11 protein-coding genes are annotated in these 13,420 nt (G+C 63.4%); 1 reads left to right on the top strand and 10 read right to left on the bottom strand.

Features of this window, described 5'->3' with window-relative positions; all coding sequences use genetic code 11:
- Nucleotides 1-53: 53 nt before the first annotated feature.
- From GCN78_RS21950 to GCN78_RS21920, 7 genes are all read right to left on the bottom strand, one after another.
- Nucleotides 54-239: a hypothetical protein gene (locus tag GCN78_RS21950; RefSeq protein ID WP_152253591.1), complete on the bottom strand. Its 186-nt coding sequence runs from the start codon at nt 237-239 to the stop codon at nt 54-56.
- Nucleotides 240-538: 299 nt separating this feature from the next.
- Entirely contained in the window at nt 539-2,656 is a 2,118-nt protein-coding gene (locus GCN78_RS21945; RefSeq protein ID WP_413465227.1) for an FUSC family protein, read from the bottom strand.
- Nucleotides 2,657-2,753: 97 nt separating this feature from the next.
- Entirely contained in the window at nt 2,754-3,605 is an 852-nt protein-coding gene (locus GCN78_RS21940; RefSeq protein ID WP_152253590.1) for a carbohydrate ABC transporter permease, read from the bottom strand.
- Between the two features lie 9 nt (nt 3,606-3,614).
- A complete protein-coding gene (locus tag GCN78_RS21935) occupies nt 3,615-4,547 on the bottom strand; it encodes a carbohydrate ABC transporter permease (RefSeq protein ID WP_152253589.1) in 933 nt (310 codons plus the stop codon).
- Between the two features lie 21 nt (nt 4,548-4,568).
- Nucleotides 4,569-5,804, bottom strand: a complete 1,236-nt coding sequence (locus GCN78_RS21930) for an ABC transporter substrate-binding protein (RefSeq protein WP_413465228.1) — start codon at nt 5,802-5,804, stop codon at nt 4,569-4,571.
- A 75-nt stretch (nt 5,805-5,879) separates the two neighbouring features.
- On the bottom strand, nt 5,880-7,826 hold the full coding sequence (locus tag GCN78_RS21925) for a beta-galactosidase (protein WP_152253587.1): 1,947 nt from the start codon (nt 7,824-7,826) through the stop codon (nt 5,880-5,882).
- 10 nt (nt 7,827-7,836) lie between these two features.
- Nucleotides 7,837-8,988, bottom strand: a complete 1,152-nt coding sequence (locus tag GCN78_RS21920) for an ABC transporter ATP-binding protein (RefSeq protein ID WP_152253586.1) — start codon at nt 8,986-8,988, stop codon at nt 7,837-7,839.
- 255 nt (nt 8,989-9,243) lie between these two features.
- Here GCN78_RS21920 and GCN78_RS21915 point away from each other — a divergent pair, with 255 nt between their 5' ends.
- Nucleotides 9,244-10,266, top strand: coding sequence for a LacI family DNA-binding transcriptional regulator (locus GCN78_RS21915; RefSeq protein ID WP_152253585.1), 1,023 nt, complete (start codon nt 9,244-9,246; stop codon nt 10,264-10,266).
- Here GCN78_RS21915 and dxs read toward each other — a convergent pair.
- The 3 genes from dxs to GCN78_RS21900 are packed head-to-tail and all read right to left on the bottom strand — an operon-like array spanning nt 10,259 to nt 13,287.
- On the bottom strand, nt 10,259-12,127 hold the full coding sequence (gene dxs / locus GCN78_RS21910; RefSeq protein WP_152253584.1) for a 1-deoxy-D-xylulose-5-phosphate synthase: 1,869 nt from the start codon (nt 12,125-12,127) through the stop codon (nt 10,259-10,261). The two genes, GCN78_RS21915 and dxs, sit on opposite strands and share 8 nt — an antisense overlap.
- Nucleotides 12,128-13,039: a polyprenyl synthetase family protein gene (locus tag GCN78_RS21905; protein ID WP_226939766.1), complete on the bottom strand. Its 912-nt coding sequence runs from the start codon at nt 13,037-13,039 to the stop codon at nt 12,128-12,130.
- Nucleotides 13,036-13,287, bottom strand: coding sequence for an exodeoxyribonuclease VII small subunit (locus GCN78_RS21900; RefSeq protein WP_034784821.1), 252 nt, complete (start codon nt 13,285-13,287; stop codon nt 13,036-13,038). The genes GCN78_RS21905 and GCN78_RS21900 overlap by 4 nt, the downstream gene beginning before the upstream one ends.
- Between the last annotated feature and the right edge of the window lie 133 nt (nt 13,288-13,420).

The following is a 13,420-nucleotide window of genomic DNA, read 5'->3' as shown; positions in this document are numbered from 1 at the left end:
CGAGGGCGGCCGGCGCGGCATGCGCTTGCCGGCCGCCTCGCAATGCACGGAGATCAGGAGCCGATGTCGCAGACCCTCAGACAGGCTTTGTAACTGCCGATGCAAAATGGGGATCTGTCGCCATTTTGCATCGTGCATTCCCGCCATTCTTCCTCGCAGGCAGAGCAGCCGATATCCGAAGCGAAGGCATAGGAAGCGCTCAATCCCAGGGTGAAAATAAATGCCGCAATCTTTTTCATTTACTACTCTCCATGTGAGCGATTGCCTCAGGCAATCGCGGCAGACCAGTCGTAAGAAATTTCATCTTTGCTTGCTACGAAAACGAATATAGACCGCACTTATTTTAGAGTCAATGTTTCCATAGAATAAATTTTCACTTTTGGAAATATATCGGGAAAGCCCCTGGAATGTGGCATTTGGAGAGATTGCGGCGCATAAAACGTCTATACAATATCGGCGCCGCAGCAGTAGAGGCCGGTTGCGGGCGCAGCCGGCCGAGCGGCCATACCAGGCCGAAAAAACCCCGCGGCGCGAGGCGCTAGCGCGCGCCGTTCTCCATCGCCAGCACATGCTCGCGCAGCAAGCCGCGCAGCAGTTGCACCTGGGCCACGGCATCGGCCTGCAGCGGCGTCAGGCTGTCGGCAATGCACGGACCAGGCGCGCCGGCATCGGCGTCACCGCGCAGCAAGGCATCGATTTCTCCACTGACCTCGGTAATCCACCGTTGCAATTCGGGCGGCGCCGGCTCGGCCTGCGGACTCAGACTGATGCGCGCCGTGCTGCCCGCCACGCGGCGCAGCAGCGGCAAGGTGCGCAGCGCCGCCAAGCCCACGCCGCTGCTGCGGTCCAGACGACGCTCGATGCGCAGGCGCTGCAACACTTGTTCCGCGTTATTGCTGGCCAGGCCCGCCTCGCGGCGCAGGCGCGCGATGGCGCTGTCCCACTTTCCGCCCGCCGCCAGCACGGCCAGCAGGTATTTCAGGTTGGCCGACACGGCTTTCGCCAGGCGCTGATCCAGGTCGTCCGCCTCGCGGTCGGGCCACAGGAAAAACGTGGCCAGCAAGGCCAGCACGCAACCGAGCACATTGTTGCCCAGGCGACTCATCGCGTACACCATCTCGCTGGCCGGCGCCGCATAGTCGGCCACCAGCACGAAAGCCGGCGTCATGAACAGCACGTGCAGGCTGTAGCTGACGCGGCGCAAGGCCATGGTGGCGACGATCAGGGGAAACACCACCAGCGAAATCGCCAGCGGCGTGTGCACCGCCAGGCCGATCAGCACGGCCAGCACGGCGCCCAGCACGCTGCCCGCGACCCGCTCGATGCCGCGCGGCCAGGTGGTCGACACGGACGGCTGCAGTATCAGCAAGGTCGCCATGGTGGCCCAGTAGCCGAAGGGAATGTGCAGCGCCTCGACCAGCAGGAAGCCGGCCGTCGTCGCCAGCGACACGCGCGCCGCGTGGCGCCAGCTCAGCGACTGCGGCGTGGCGTTGACCTTTGCCGTTTGCCACGCCTGCCCCAGCGCCAGGAAAGCCGCCTCGCGCCACGGCAGCTGCGCCGCGCGCGGCAGGCCCAGCTCCATGAAGTCCACGTTCAGGCGCAGCGGCAGCAAGGCGCCCAGCGCCGCTTCCAGACGCCGTCCGCAACCGGCCAGGCGGCGCTGCAATTCCAGGGGCGGCGTTTCCGGCTGGCGCTGCACGGCTTGCCCCAGGCGGCGCAGCAGCACGGCCATCACTTCCAGGCTGCGCCGCGCGCGCGGGTCCTGGCGCAGGCGCTGCTGCTCGCGCTCGCACGTATGCGTGACGGCGATCAGATAGGCGAAGATGCGCTCGGCGTCGCTGAGCGCCAGCAGCAGGTTGTCGTACAGGGCACTGCGTCCCGCGCGCGCGGGCGGCACGGCGGCCAGCGCCACCCTTGCCGCTTCCAGCGCGGCGCGCGCCTGCGAACGGTAGCTGGCGCCATGCGCTGCCGCGTCCGCCTGCGCGGCATCATGTTCGAGAAAGCGCGCATTATCGCGCGCGATGCCGGCCAGGCGCGAATACGCGGCGCGGATGGCGCGCCGGCTCGGGCCGAACGGGTGGATGCGCCACACCGTGAAACTGAGCACGGTGGCGAACAGGCAGCCGAACATGTACAGACCCAGGAAAGGCGCCGTCTGCGTCATCGATGCGAGCGGATGCGTGACCATCACCACGCAGGCCGTGGCCGCCAGGATGGCCACTTGCGCCGTGGCCGCGCCCCAGATGCGCGCCAGGGCGCCGGCCCAGGAAAACAGCAGCACGGCGATGGCCGCCGTCGCCACGCCATGCCCGGCCGCCAGCGCCGTCAGGCCGCCGGCCACGGTGGACAGCAAGCCGAAACCCAGCATCGAGACGAAACGCATGCGCCGCGTGCCGGCCGCATCGGCCAGGCAGGTCCAGAAGGCGCCGATGGCGGCCCAGGAAAAATCGGGGTGGTCGAACAGCAGGCCCAGCAGCAGCATGGCGCTCGAGGCGCAGGCGGCCCGCAAGCCTTCGGACAGATTCGTTTCGTCGATGGCCAGGCTGACCATCCACAGGGGACGGCGCTGGGCCAGCCGGTCACCGGCGCCATGCAGGGCCGCCGCCCAACGCCCCGCCCGGCCGATCAACCGGCGATGAAGTTGCTTCAATGTCACTGCGCGCCCTTATCTACCCAAATGCCCGACTCTGTTGTCGTTCGGGTATTGTAAGGGGCGCGCGCTGACGGCGGCAGCGTGATACTACGTACGGGAATTAACCCTTGGTGGCGCCGAAGGTGAGACCGGCAACAAAATGCTTCTGCATCAGGAAGAACATCAGCACCGATGGCAGGGCCGCCAGGATGGAACCGGCCGAGACCAGGTTCCAGGCCGTGGTCCACTGCCCTTTCAGGCCCGCCACGCCGACCGTGATCGGTGCAGCGCTGTCGCCTTGCGTCAGGCACAGGGCCCAGAAATAGTCGTTCCACACGAAGGTAAACACCAGGATACCCAGCGCGGCCAGGGCTGGGCGGATCAGCGGCAGGATCACCCTGGTAAAGATAGTCCATTCTCCGGCGCCTTCGATGCGCGCCGCTTCGATCAGCTCGAACGGCAGCTGCTTGATGAAGTTACGCAGGAACAAGGTGCAAAAACCGGTCTGGAACGCCACATGGAACAGCACCAGGCCCTGCACCGTGTTGAACACGCCAAAGTCGAGCGACATATTGCGCACCGGAATCATCAGTATCTGCACGGGCACGAAGTTACAGGCGACAAAGGTGGCAAATAAAAAAGTGTTGCCCTTGAACTTGTAGGTCGACAGGGCAAAACCGGCCATCGCCGCCAGTGCGATCGAACCGATCACCGATGGCACCGTGATCAGCACGCTGTTCCAGAAATAATGCAGCATCGGCGAGGCCGTCAGTGCCTCGTGGTAATTGGCCCACAGCGACAGGTCACGCGGCCAGCCCCAGTAATTACCTTCCATCAGTTCTTCGGTGGAGCGCAAGGACGTCAGCAACACGGCGATCATGGGCAGCAGCCAGATCACCAGCGCCAGCGGCAGCGACAATTTATACAGACGCCGGTTCCACGGCTTCCACTTATCGACAGGCATCGGATACATGGCAACCCTTTACTGTTCTGTGCGCAGCATGCGCTTGAGGTGATACACGATATACACCAGCATCATGGCGAACAGCACCACGGCAACGGCGGCCGAATAGCCCTGGCGGTAATACTTGATGGCCTGGTCATACGAGTAATAGGCCAGCACGGTCGAGCTTTCAAACGGCCCGCCGCCGCTCATCACGGAAATCAGATCGAAGCTGCGCAGCGCGCCGATGATGGTCACCACCACGGCCATGAAAGTGCTCGGGCGCAGCTGCGGCAGGATCACGTGGATCAGCATCTTCCAGCCCCTGGCGCCCTCCATGCGCGCCGCCTCGACCTGCTCCGAGTTGATCGAGGTCAGGCCGGTCAGGAAGAGAATCATGCAATAGGCGGTTTGCGGCCATAGCGCGGCGAAGATGATGCCGTAGCTCACATAGCGCGGGTCTCCCAGCACCGGCACGCCATGGCCGAGTATCAATGCAAGCAAACCAAAAGTCGGGTCATAGAACCAGCTGAAGATCAAGCCCACCACCACGCCAGACAGCACGAAGGGGGCGAAGAACAGCGACTTGATCAGACGGATACCGCGCACCTGCTGGTTCAGGTACAGGGCCACGGCCAGACCTGCGGGAGGCGCCAGCAAGAACAGCACCAGCCACAGGAAGTTGTTTTTCAGGGCGGTGAAGAACGTGTCCGTATGAAACAGTTCCTGGTAATTGGCCAGGCCGACGAAGGTCTTCAGTGCCAAGCCATCCCACTCGAAAAAGCTCAGGTAGATGGTGTACAGGATAGGATAGACCACGTACAGCCCGACCAGCAGGCAGGCCGGGGCGAGGAACAGCGCGGCGGCACGGTGTCGTTTGAACGCGGGCGCGGCCCACCAGCGCACGGGCCGGCGTGGCACCCGCGTTGCTGGGCCGTCGGCGCCGCTGGCGCCGAGAGTAGAGGTATGCATGTCGTCAGCCTGGCCCGGTCATCACGATTTTTTGTAGATGCGCTTGCGCGTACGCTCGAGCTGCGCCAGGATCTCATCCAGTGCGTTCGGATCGTTGATGAATTTCTGCATGCCCTTCATGCCTTCGTCCGCCATTTCCTTGGTCATGTCGCGGTCATAGAACTGGGCGATGCCGCCCTTGGTATTGGACAGGATGTCGAAGCCGATACGCGCGATCGGCTCTTCCGGCGGCGCCGACTTGCTGTTGGCCGGCAGGGAACCCAAGCCCTCGGCCAGTCTGGCGCTGATGGCCGGCGTGCCGACAAACGCCAGGAAGCGGCGCGCATCGACCTTGTTCTTGGCGCGGCTCGGGATATGCATCGACTCGATCGGGCCTTCCTCTGCGCCGACGATGGCCGGGTCGATGGTCGGGAACTGGAAGTAACCCATCACCGCCTGCTGCTTGGGCGGAAAGCCCTTGGCGATAAAGGTACCCATCAACATCATCGCCGCCTTACCCTGGAACACGAACGGTTGCGCCGCGTCCAGGTCATAGGACAGCGGATTGTCGATGAAGTATTTATTGTCGAGCAAAGTCTTCCAGGTGCTGTAGACCTTTTTCACGCGCGCATCGGTGTAGGCAATCTCGCCATTCATCAGTTGCTGGTGGAAAGCATAGCCATTGATGCGCAGGTCGAGATAATCGAACCAGCCGGCCAGGGTCCAGGCGTCGCGACCACCGACGGCGATCGGGCTGATGCCGGCTGCCTTGAGTTTCTTGTTCGCTTCCATGAATTCAGCCCAGGTCTTCGGCTCGCCCGCGATGCCCGCCTTCTGGAACAGGTCCTTGCGGTAGAACATGCCCCACGAGTAGTAGACGGTCGGCATCGCGTACTGCTTGCCCTTGTACGACGAGGCTTCCTTGCTCGACGCATAGGTGTCGTTCCAGTTGTTCCTGGCCCAGTCGCCGCTCAGATCTTCGAACAGGCCGCGACTGGCGTAATAAGCCATGCGCTCGCCGTTGTGCCAGGTGACGATGTCGGGCGCCTGGCTCGACAGCCAGTTCGGCAGCTGGATCTTGTACGCCTCCTCATCGACGAAGGCCACCTTCAATTCCACGTCCGGGTTGGCTTTCTTGAATTCGTCGAGTGTGGATTGCCAGACGGTGCGCTGGCTGGCACCTTTGAAGGCGATATTGACGGCCAGGGTAGCGGCCTGGGCCGCCACGTTCATGCCCGCCGCCAGTACGGCGGCCGATAACAATCCTGCTTGCATCATGCGTTTCATCTTGTCTCCTTGGTATGATCACGGACTACCATCACGGTGCGAATCTATGTTCGCTATTGAAACTGATTAAACTTGAAATACCGACACGCCTTGCGGTGGCACTTGCGCCCCTCCTATCACAAACGTCGCTACTGGCGGGTGCGGCGCATCGAGCGGTACATCGCCATAATTGAACACATACGTCAAGTCGCCGCGACGGCTGATGCGCATGCCATCGTCTAGGCGCGAGACCGGCAAGAGCGCTTCCTTCGCCACAGACGCCAGGTAGTCGCGCAGCAGCGGCTCGTCAAAGATGGCCGCCAGGTAATGCAGGCGCTGGCGGCGCACGATGGCCGGATGGCCGTCGTCGAACGTCGCCACCACTTCGGTGGCGCCCGCCACCTCGATCAAATCCCGCCAGATGCGCGCCTGGCCCTGCTGGCGGCCCCACTGCACCGGTACCTGCGTGCCAGGACGCATCGCATCGACGCGCCACACGCGCATCGGTAACTGCTGCGCCAGCGGTCCCGGTCCCAGGTTGGACGGAATGCTCAGGTCCACCGTTTTCGAGCCGCTGCGCGGTGCAAACACCACCTGCGCGCCACTGTCCTGCAAGCGCTGCGGCAAGTCGTCCGGCAACACCGGCAGCGGCGGCACGACGATCAGGCTGTAGCCGTCGAACTTGCTCGAAGTCGGAATCACGTCAACATCGAAACCAAGCGAGCGCAAGGCCGAATAATATTCGAATACAAGCGGACCGTACTGGAAGTCATGGGCTTGCGGATGCACTTCGAACAGCCACTTGGCTTCATAGTCGAACACCAGTGCGACCCTGGTCGACACGGTCGCATCGTGCTTGCTGATCAATTGCAACTCCTGCGACACCCGCATCGCTTCGGCACCGCCGATATCGAGCAGGTTGTCGGGCGTATTCAGGCCGGCATGCAGCTGTTCCTGGCCGAACGGGCACTGACGCCAGCGGAAATACGACACGCAGCCGGCGCCGTGGGCAAACGCCTCCCAGCTCCACAGGCGCACCATGCCGGGCAGCGGCGCAGGATTCCACTTGGCCCAGTTGACGGGACCCGGCTGCTGCTCCATGACCCAGAACGCCTGCTTCGACATGCCGCGGTACAGGTCGTGGTTGAACGATGCGAAATCAGGGTGGCCGGTACGCAGCCAGCGCGCCTTCAGTTCAGGCGAGAACCAGAATTCTTCCAGGGCGCCCAGCGGATAGCTGTCCCAGGTGGCCGCGTCAAGGTCGGCGGCGACCGGATAGTGGTCGAATTCAAAAAAATTCTGCATGAAGTTATGCACCATCACGCGGCCCGGCGCATGGCGGCGCAGTATCTCGACCTGCATGCGGTTGTAGCGTGCCACTTCACTCGACGCAAAACGGCGGTAGTCCATGCGGTGCGCAGGTTGGGCTTCGGTGACGGTGCCGATGGGTGCGTCGATCTGCTCGAAACTCGTGTACTCCATGCTCCAGAATACCGTACCCCAGGCCGCGTTCAGCGCGGCGATAGTGGTGTAACGGGTGCGCAGCCAGTCGCGGAAACGCGCCACCGCGTCGGGCGAATAACTGACCACGGTCTGGTGGCAGCCATATTCATTGTCGGTCTGCCAGGCAGTGACGGCCGGATGCTGGCCGTAGCGCTCGGCGAGCATGGTAACGATACGCTGCGATGCTTCGAAATACGCGTTCGAGGAAAAATCGTAATGGCGGCGCGAACCGAAGGCGCGCGCGCGGCCGTCAGCGTCGATCGGCAGGATGTCGGGGTGCAGGTCGATCAGCCACTTCGGCGGCGTGGCCGTCGGCGTCGACATCACCACTTCCAGGCCGGCCGCGCCCAGCACGTCGATGGCGCGGTCGAGCCACGCCCACTGCAGCTTGCCCGCCTCCGGTTCGATCCGGCTCCAGGCGAACTCGCCTATGCGCACCTGGGCAATCCCCATCGCCTTCATGCGCCGCGCATCGTCCTCCCACATCGATTCGGGCCAATGTTCCGGGTAGTAACAGACTCCTAAACGCATGACTACACTCCTATGCAAGATGTGGGGAATTGAACGATGCCGCGACGGCGTTGCCATCGTCGGTAAACAAATGGCAGTGGCGTGCCAGCATGCTCAGGGTCAACTCGGCGCCTGCCTCGGTGGCCACATTGCCAGGCGCCTTGGCCAGCAACGGATCGCCGCAAGGCTGCTCGAAATGCAGATATGTCTGTTCGCCCAGACGCTCGACCAACATCACGCGGCGCACGATACGGTTGCCCTCTTGGTTGCCCTCTCGCGACGCCAGCAGCAGGTGCTCGGGGCGCACGCCGACGCACGCACTTTGTCCCGCTTGCAGGGCGCTCCCATCGGCGGCGACGGTGATGGTCTCGCCGGTATGCTCGAGCGTCACGCGCACCGCATCGGCCTCGCACGAGACGACTTTGGCCGGCAGGAAATTCATTTGTGGCGAACCAATAAAGCCGGCTACAAAGCGGCTGTTCGGGCGGTGGTACAGTTCCAAAGGCGAGCCGACCTGGGCGATGCTGCCCAGGCGCTGCACGTCGGGGCCGGCGCGCAGCAGCACGATCTTGTCGGCCAGGGTCATCGCCTCGACCTGGTCGTGCGTCACGTAGACCACGCTGGCGTCGACGAACTGCTTGTGCAGGCGGGCGATTTCGATCCGGGTCTGGCCGCGCAGGGTGGCGTCGAGGTTCGACAGCGGTTCATCGAACAGGAATACACCGGGGCGGCGCACGATGGCGCGGCCAATCGCCACGCGCTGGCGCTGGCCACCGGACAATTGCCTGGGTTTGCGTTCGAGCAGTTCGTCGAGCTGCAGCACGCGCGCCGCTTCGCGCACGCGCCTGTCCAGTTCGTCTTTCGGCGTCTTGGCCAGCTTCAGGCCAAAGCCGATATTGTCGTACACCGACATATGGGGAAACAGCGCATAGCTCTGGAACACCATCGCCACGCCGCGCTCGGCAGGTGGCACGTCATTCATCAGTTCGCCGGAGATGCGCAACTCACCGCCGGACAGATCTTCCAGGCCGGCGATCATGCGCAAGAGGGTCGACTTGCCGCAGCCAGAAGGACCAAGAAAGACGCAGAATTCATGTTCGCCGATGTCGAGATCGACGTTGCGGATCACTGCCGCACCGTCACCATACGACTTCTGCACGGCATTGAGGGTAATGCTAGCCATTCCTGGTCTCCAATAGGTTAAGCGCTTAACCATGTCACCTTAAAAAAGTGCCAGGCTAAGCAGGCACGCTCTTTTGCGTGTTTTTTTTATTATTATGGTTTCGCATACGCTCGTTTGAAAAGAATATAGCAAAGAATTTTTTTTCAGGCAATCTAATCCTGTGACGCGTTGCAGCAATACCTTTGTCAGGCAAGCGGACATTGACAGCGACCGCCGAACCCTGTTGAATGCAGGCATGCTACCGATCCCCCACCCATGACCACCCTGTCCCAAGTTGCCCAGCGCGCCGGCGTCACGTCCGCCACCGTCTCGAACGTCCTGCGCCAGCGCGGCAAGGTCGGCGAGGAAACGCGCGCGCGCGTGCTTGCCGCCGTCGAAGCGCTCGACTACCGGCCGCACCTGACTGCGCGCGCGCTGGCCGAGGGCCGTGCTCCCACCCTGGCGCTGATTGTGTCGAGCATCGCCAATCCGTTTTATCCTGAATACGCGCTGGCGGCCGAACAGGCGGCGCGCCAGCACGGCCGCTTCCTGATCGTCTGCAATACCAATGACGATCCCGATATCGGCCGCGCCTACCTGGACCAGATCGCCGGCACCCTGTCCGACGGCGTGCTGGTGATGAATGCCAATATCTGCATCGAAGATTTGCAGACCACCACGCGGCGCGGCGCCACCGTGGTGCTGGGCATGTGGGAGAAACCGCACCAGCCCCCGGGCCTGCCGTGCGTCGCGGTCGATTTTCATTTGGCAGGTGCGCTGGCGGCGCGCCATTTGATCGCGCTGGGACACCGCAAGATCGGCGTGCTGGTCGGTGGCGGCATCAGCTGCGTGCACGCCGAGCGTGAACGTGGCTTTAACGATGCGCTGCTTGAACTGGGCCATGCCGATGCGGTGGTGCGCAGAATGATGGTACATGATTCGGTCGAAGGCGGCCTGCAGGCGGGCGCCGCGATGCTGGCCGCCACGCCATCGATCACGGCCGTGTTTGCCACCAATGACTTACCGGCGCTGGGCCTGATGCATGCGGCGGCGGACCTGGGCATCAAGGTACCGCAGCAATTGTCGGTGATCGGTCTGACCGATATCCAGGGCGCGCACCAGGCCCGCCCCGCCCTGACCACAGTGGCGGTGCCGACCGCGCAGGCGGCTGCCATGTCGGTGGCACTGCTGCTCGAATTGATCGCCCAGCCGCAGGCTGTGGCGACCATGCGCATCGCGCCCGCACCCGAGCTGGTGGTGCGCGCATCGACCGCGCCGCCAGCATCGGCCCTTAGCTGACCACCACCAGGCGCGGCTGCGTGCCGCCAAAGCGCTGCTCGATCGACGCAGCGATGCCGGTGGCGTCCAGGCCCACGCTTTTCAGCAATTGCACGGGGTCGCCATGGTCGATGAAGACGTCGGGCAAGCCCAGCATCAAAATCGGCTTGACGATGCCCTCGGCGGCCAGCGCCTCGGCCACGGCCGAGCCGGCGCCGCCCATGATGCAGCCCTCTTCCACCGTCACCAGGTAATCGTGTTCCGCCGCGAGCTGTTTCACCAGCGCCACGTCGAGCGGCTTGACGAAACGCATGTTGGCCACCGTCGCGTCGAGCTTCTCGCCTGCCGCCACGCTCGGTGCCACCATCGAGCCGAAGGCCAGGATGGCGACGCGCTTGCCGTGACGCTTGATCTCGCCCTTGCCGATCTCGATGCTGGTCAGTTCCGGCACGATGGCGGCACCGGCACCGGCACCGCGCGGATAGCGGATCGCGGCCGGGCCCGGATAGTGGTAGCCCGTGGTCAGCATTTGCCGGCATTCGTTTTCATCCGACGCGGCCATGATGACCATGTTCGGGATGCAGCGCAGGAAGGCCATGTCGTAGTTGCCCGCATGCGTGGCGCCGTCGGCGCCCACCAGGCCGGCGCGGTCCAGGGCGAACGTCACGTCCAGGTTTTGCAGGGCCACGTCGTGGATCAGCTGATCGTAGGCGCGTTGCAGGAAGGTCGAATAGATGGCGACGACGGGCTTCAAGCCTTCGCAGGCGAGACCGGCGCCGAAGGTCACGGAATGCTGCTCGGCGATGCCGACGTCAAAGTAGCGGTTGGGGAACTGCTGTTCGAACTTGACCATGCCCGAGCCTTCGCGCATGGCCGGCGTGATGCCCACCAGGCGCTTGTCGTGGGCGGCCATGTCGCACAGCCAGTTGCCGAACACTTCCGTGTACGTCATCTTGCCCGGCGCCGTGGCCGGCTTGATGCCTTCCAGGGGATTGAACTTCGGCGTGCCGTGGTACAGGATAGGTTCCGCCTCGGCCAGCTTGTAGCCTTGCCCCTTCTTGGTCACCACGTGCAGGAATTGCGGGCCCTTCAATTGCTTGATATTTTGCAAGGTCGGGATCAGCGAATCGAGGTCGTGGCCATCGATGGGGCCGATGTAATTGAAACCGAATTCCTCGAACATGGTGGCGGGCACGACCATGCCTTTGGCGTGCTCTTCAAAGCGCTTCGCCAATTCCAGCACGGGGCCGGGCAAGACGGACTTGCCGACATTTTTCGCCGCCGCGTAGAACTGGCCCGACATCAATCGCGCCAGGTGGCGGTTCAGCGCGCCCACGGGCGGCGAGATCGACATGTCGTTGTCATTCAGGATCACCAGCAGGTTGACGTCTTCCTGCACGCCCGCATTGTTCATCGCCTCGAAGGCCATGCCGGCCGTCATCGAGCCGTCGCCGATCACGGCGATCGCGTGCAGCGGGTCGCCCTTGATCTTGGCGGCCTGCGCCATGCCCAGCGCGGCGGAAATGGACGTCGACGAGTGCGCCGTGCCGAAGGTGTCGTATTCGCTCTCGTCGCGCTTCGGGAAGCCGGAGATGCCATCCTTCTGGCGCAAGGTGTGCATGCGCTCGCGGCGGCCCGTGAGGATCTTGTGCGAATAGGTCTGATGGCCGACGTCCCAGACGATGCGGTCGTGCGGTGTGTTGAACACATAGTGCAGCGCGACGGTCAGCTCGACCGTGCCCAGGTTGGACGACAAGTGGCCGCCCGTCTTGGAGACGGAGTCGAGCAGGAAACTGCGCAATTCCTGCGCCAGCGGCACCAGTTGCGAGCGGGCCAGCTTGCGCACTTGCGCTGGTTCATTGATGGTTTCTAACAGTTTCATTTATGCCTTCCGCTGCACGACCAGGTCCGCCAGCTCGCGCAGACGGCGTGCCTTGTCCCCGAATGGCGCCAGCGCCGCATGGGCGTCGCACCGCAATTGTTCTGCCAGGGCTCTCGATGGTTCCAGCCCCAGTATCGATACGTAAGTAGGCTTGTTGGCGGCCGCATCCTTGCCCGCCGTCTTGCCCAGGGTGGCCGAGTCGGCCGTCGCGTCGAGCACATCGTCGACCACCTGGAACGCCAGCCCGACGGCGCGCGCATAGGCGTTCAGCGCCGTCATCTCGTCTGGCGTCAAGTCCTTGCCGGCCAGCGCGCCGAGGATCACGGCCGCGCGCAGCAAGGCGCCCGTTTTGAGTTGATGCATCTGTTCCAGCTGCGGCAAGGTCAAGGCCAGGCCGACACTGTCGAGGTCGATCGCCTGGCCGCCGCACATGCCGCCTGACCCGGAGGCGTGCGCCAGCAGCTTGACCATGGCCATTTGCCGCGCCGGCGGAATGGCCGCGCCATCGGCCAGCAGCATGAACGCCTGCGATTGCAGCGCGTCGCCGACCAGCAGGGCCGTCGCTTCGTCGTAGGCGATGTGCACAGTGGGCTTGCCACGGCGCAAGGCATCGTCATCCATGCATGGCATGTCGTCATGCACGAGCGAATACACGTGAATCATTTCCAGCGCGCAAGCTGCGCGCGCGAGGGTATCTTGATCGGCATCAAACAATTCGCCGGCCGCCATCACCAGCAGCGGGCGCACGCGCTTGCCGCCGCCCAGCAGCGCATAGCGCATGGCCGCGTGCAGCTTGTGCGGCACGGCGTCGACCGCAGGCAAAAATTGGTCGAGCCGGCTTTCCACGCCGGACTGGGTCGCTTGCATCCAGTCGCCGAAGGTCACGCCATCCTGTTGCACGCTGGCCATCATTGGGCGGCCTCGCCGGCATCCACGAACGGTTTCAACATGTCGCCTTCCAATACTTTCACCTGCGCTTCGACGCTGTCGAGCTGGCTTGCGCAATACTTGACCAGTTCCGAGCCGCGCTGATACGCCGCGACCGATGCTTCCAGCGGCAACTGGCCCGCTTCCATTTGCGTTACCAGCTGCGCCAGTTCCGCCATTGCCTCTTCAAACGAGGCCGGCGCTGCGGCAGCGGCAGTTAATTTCTTCGACATAGACTCAGATCTCTTCGTGGCACGAGGGGCTTGTAGGGAGACGCCGGGGACTCCCGGCCAGCATAGAAGCGTTATTTTAGAACAAACCACACTATTAAGTGAAAACTTAAGCGCAATCGACGCGCTCAAAGTC

This window comes from Janthinobacterium rivuli (genome assembly GCF_009208735.1).
Classification (GTDB): Bacteria; Pseudomonadota; Gammaproteobacteria; order Burkholderiales; family Burkholderiaceae_D; genus Janthinobacterium.
This window is presented reverse-complemented; position numbering and strand designations above follow the sequence as displayed.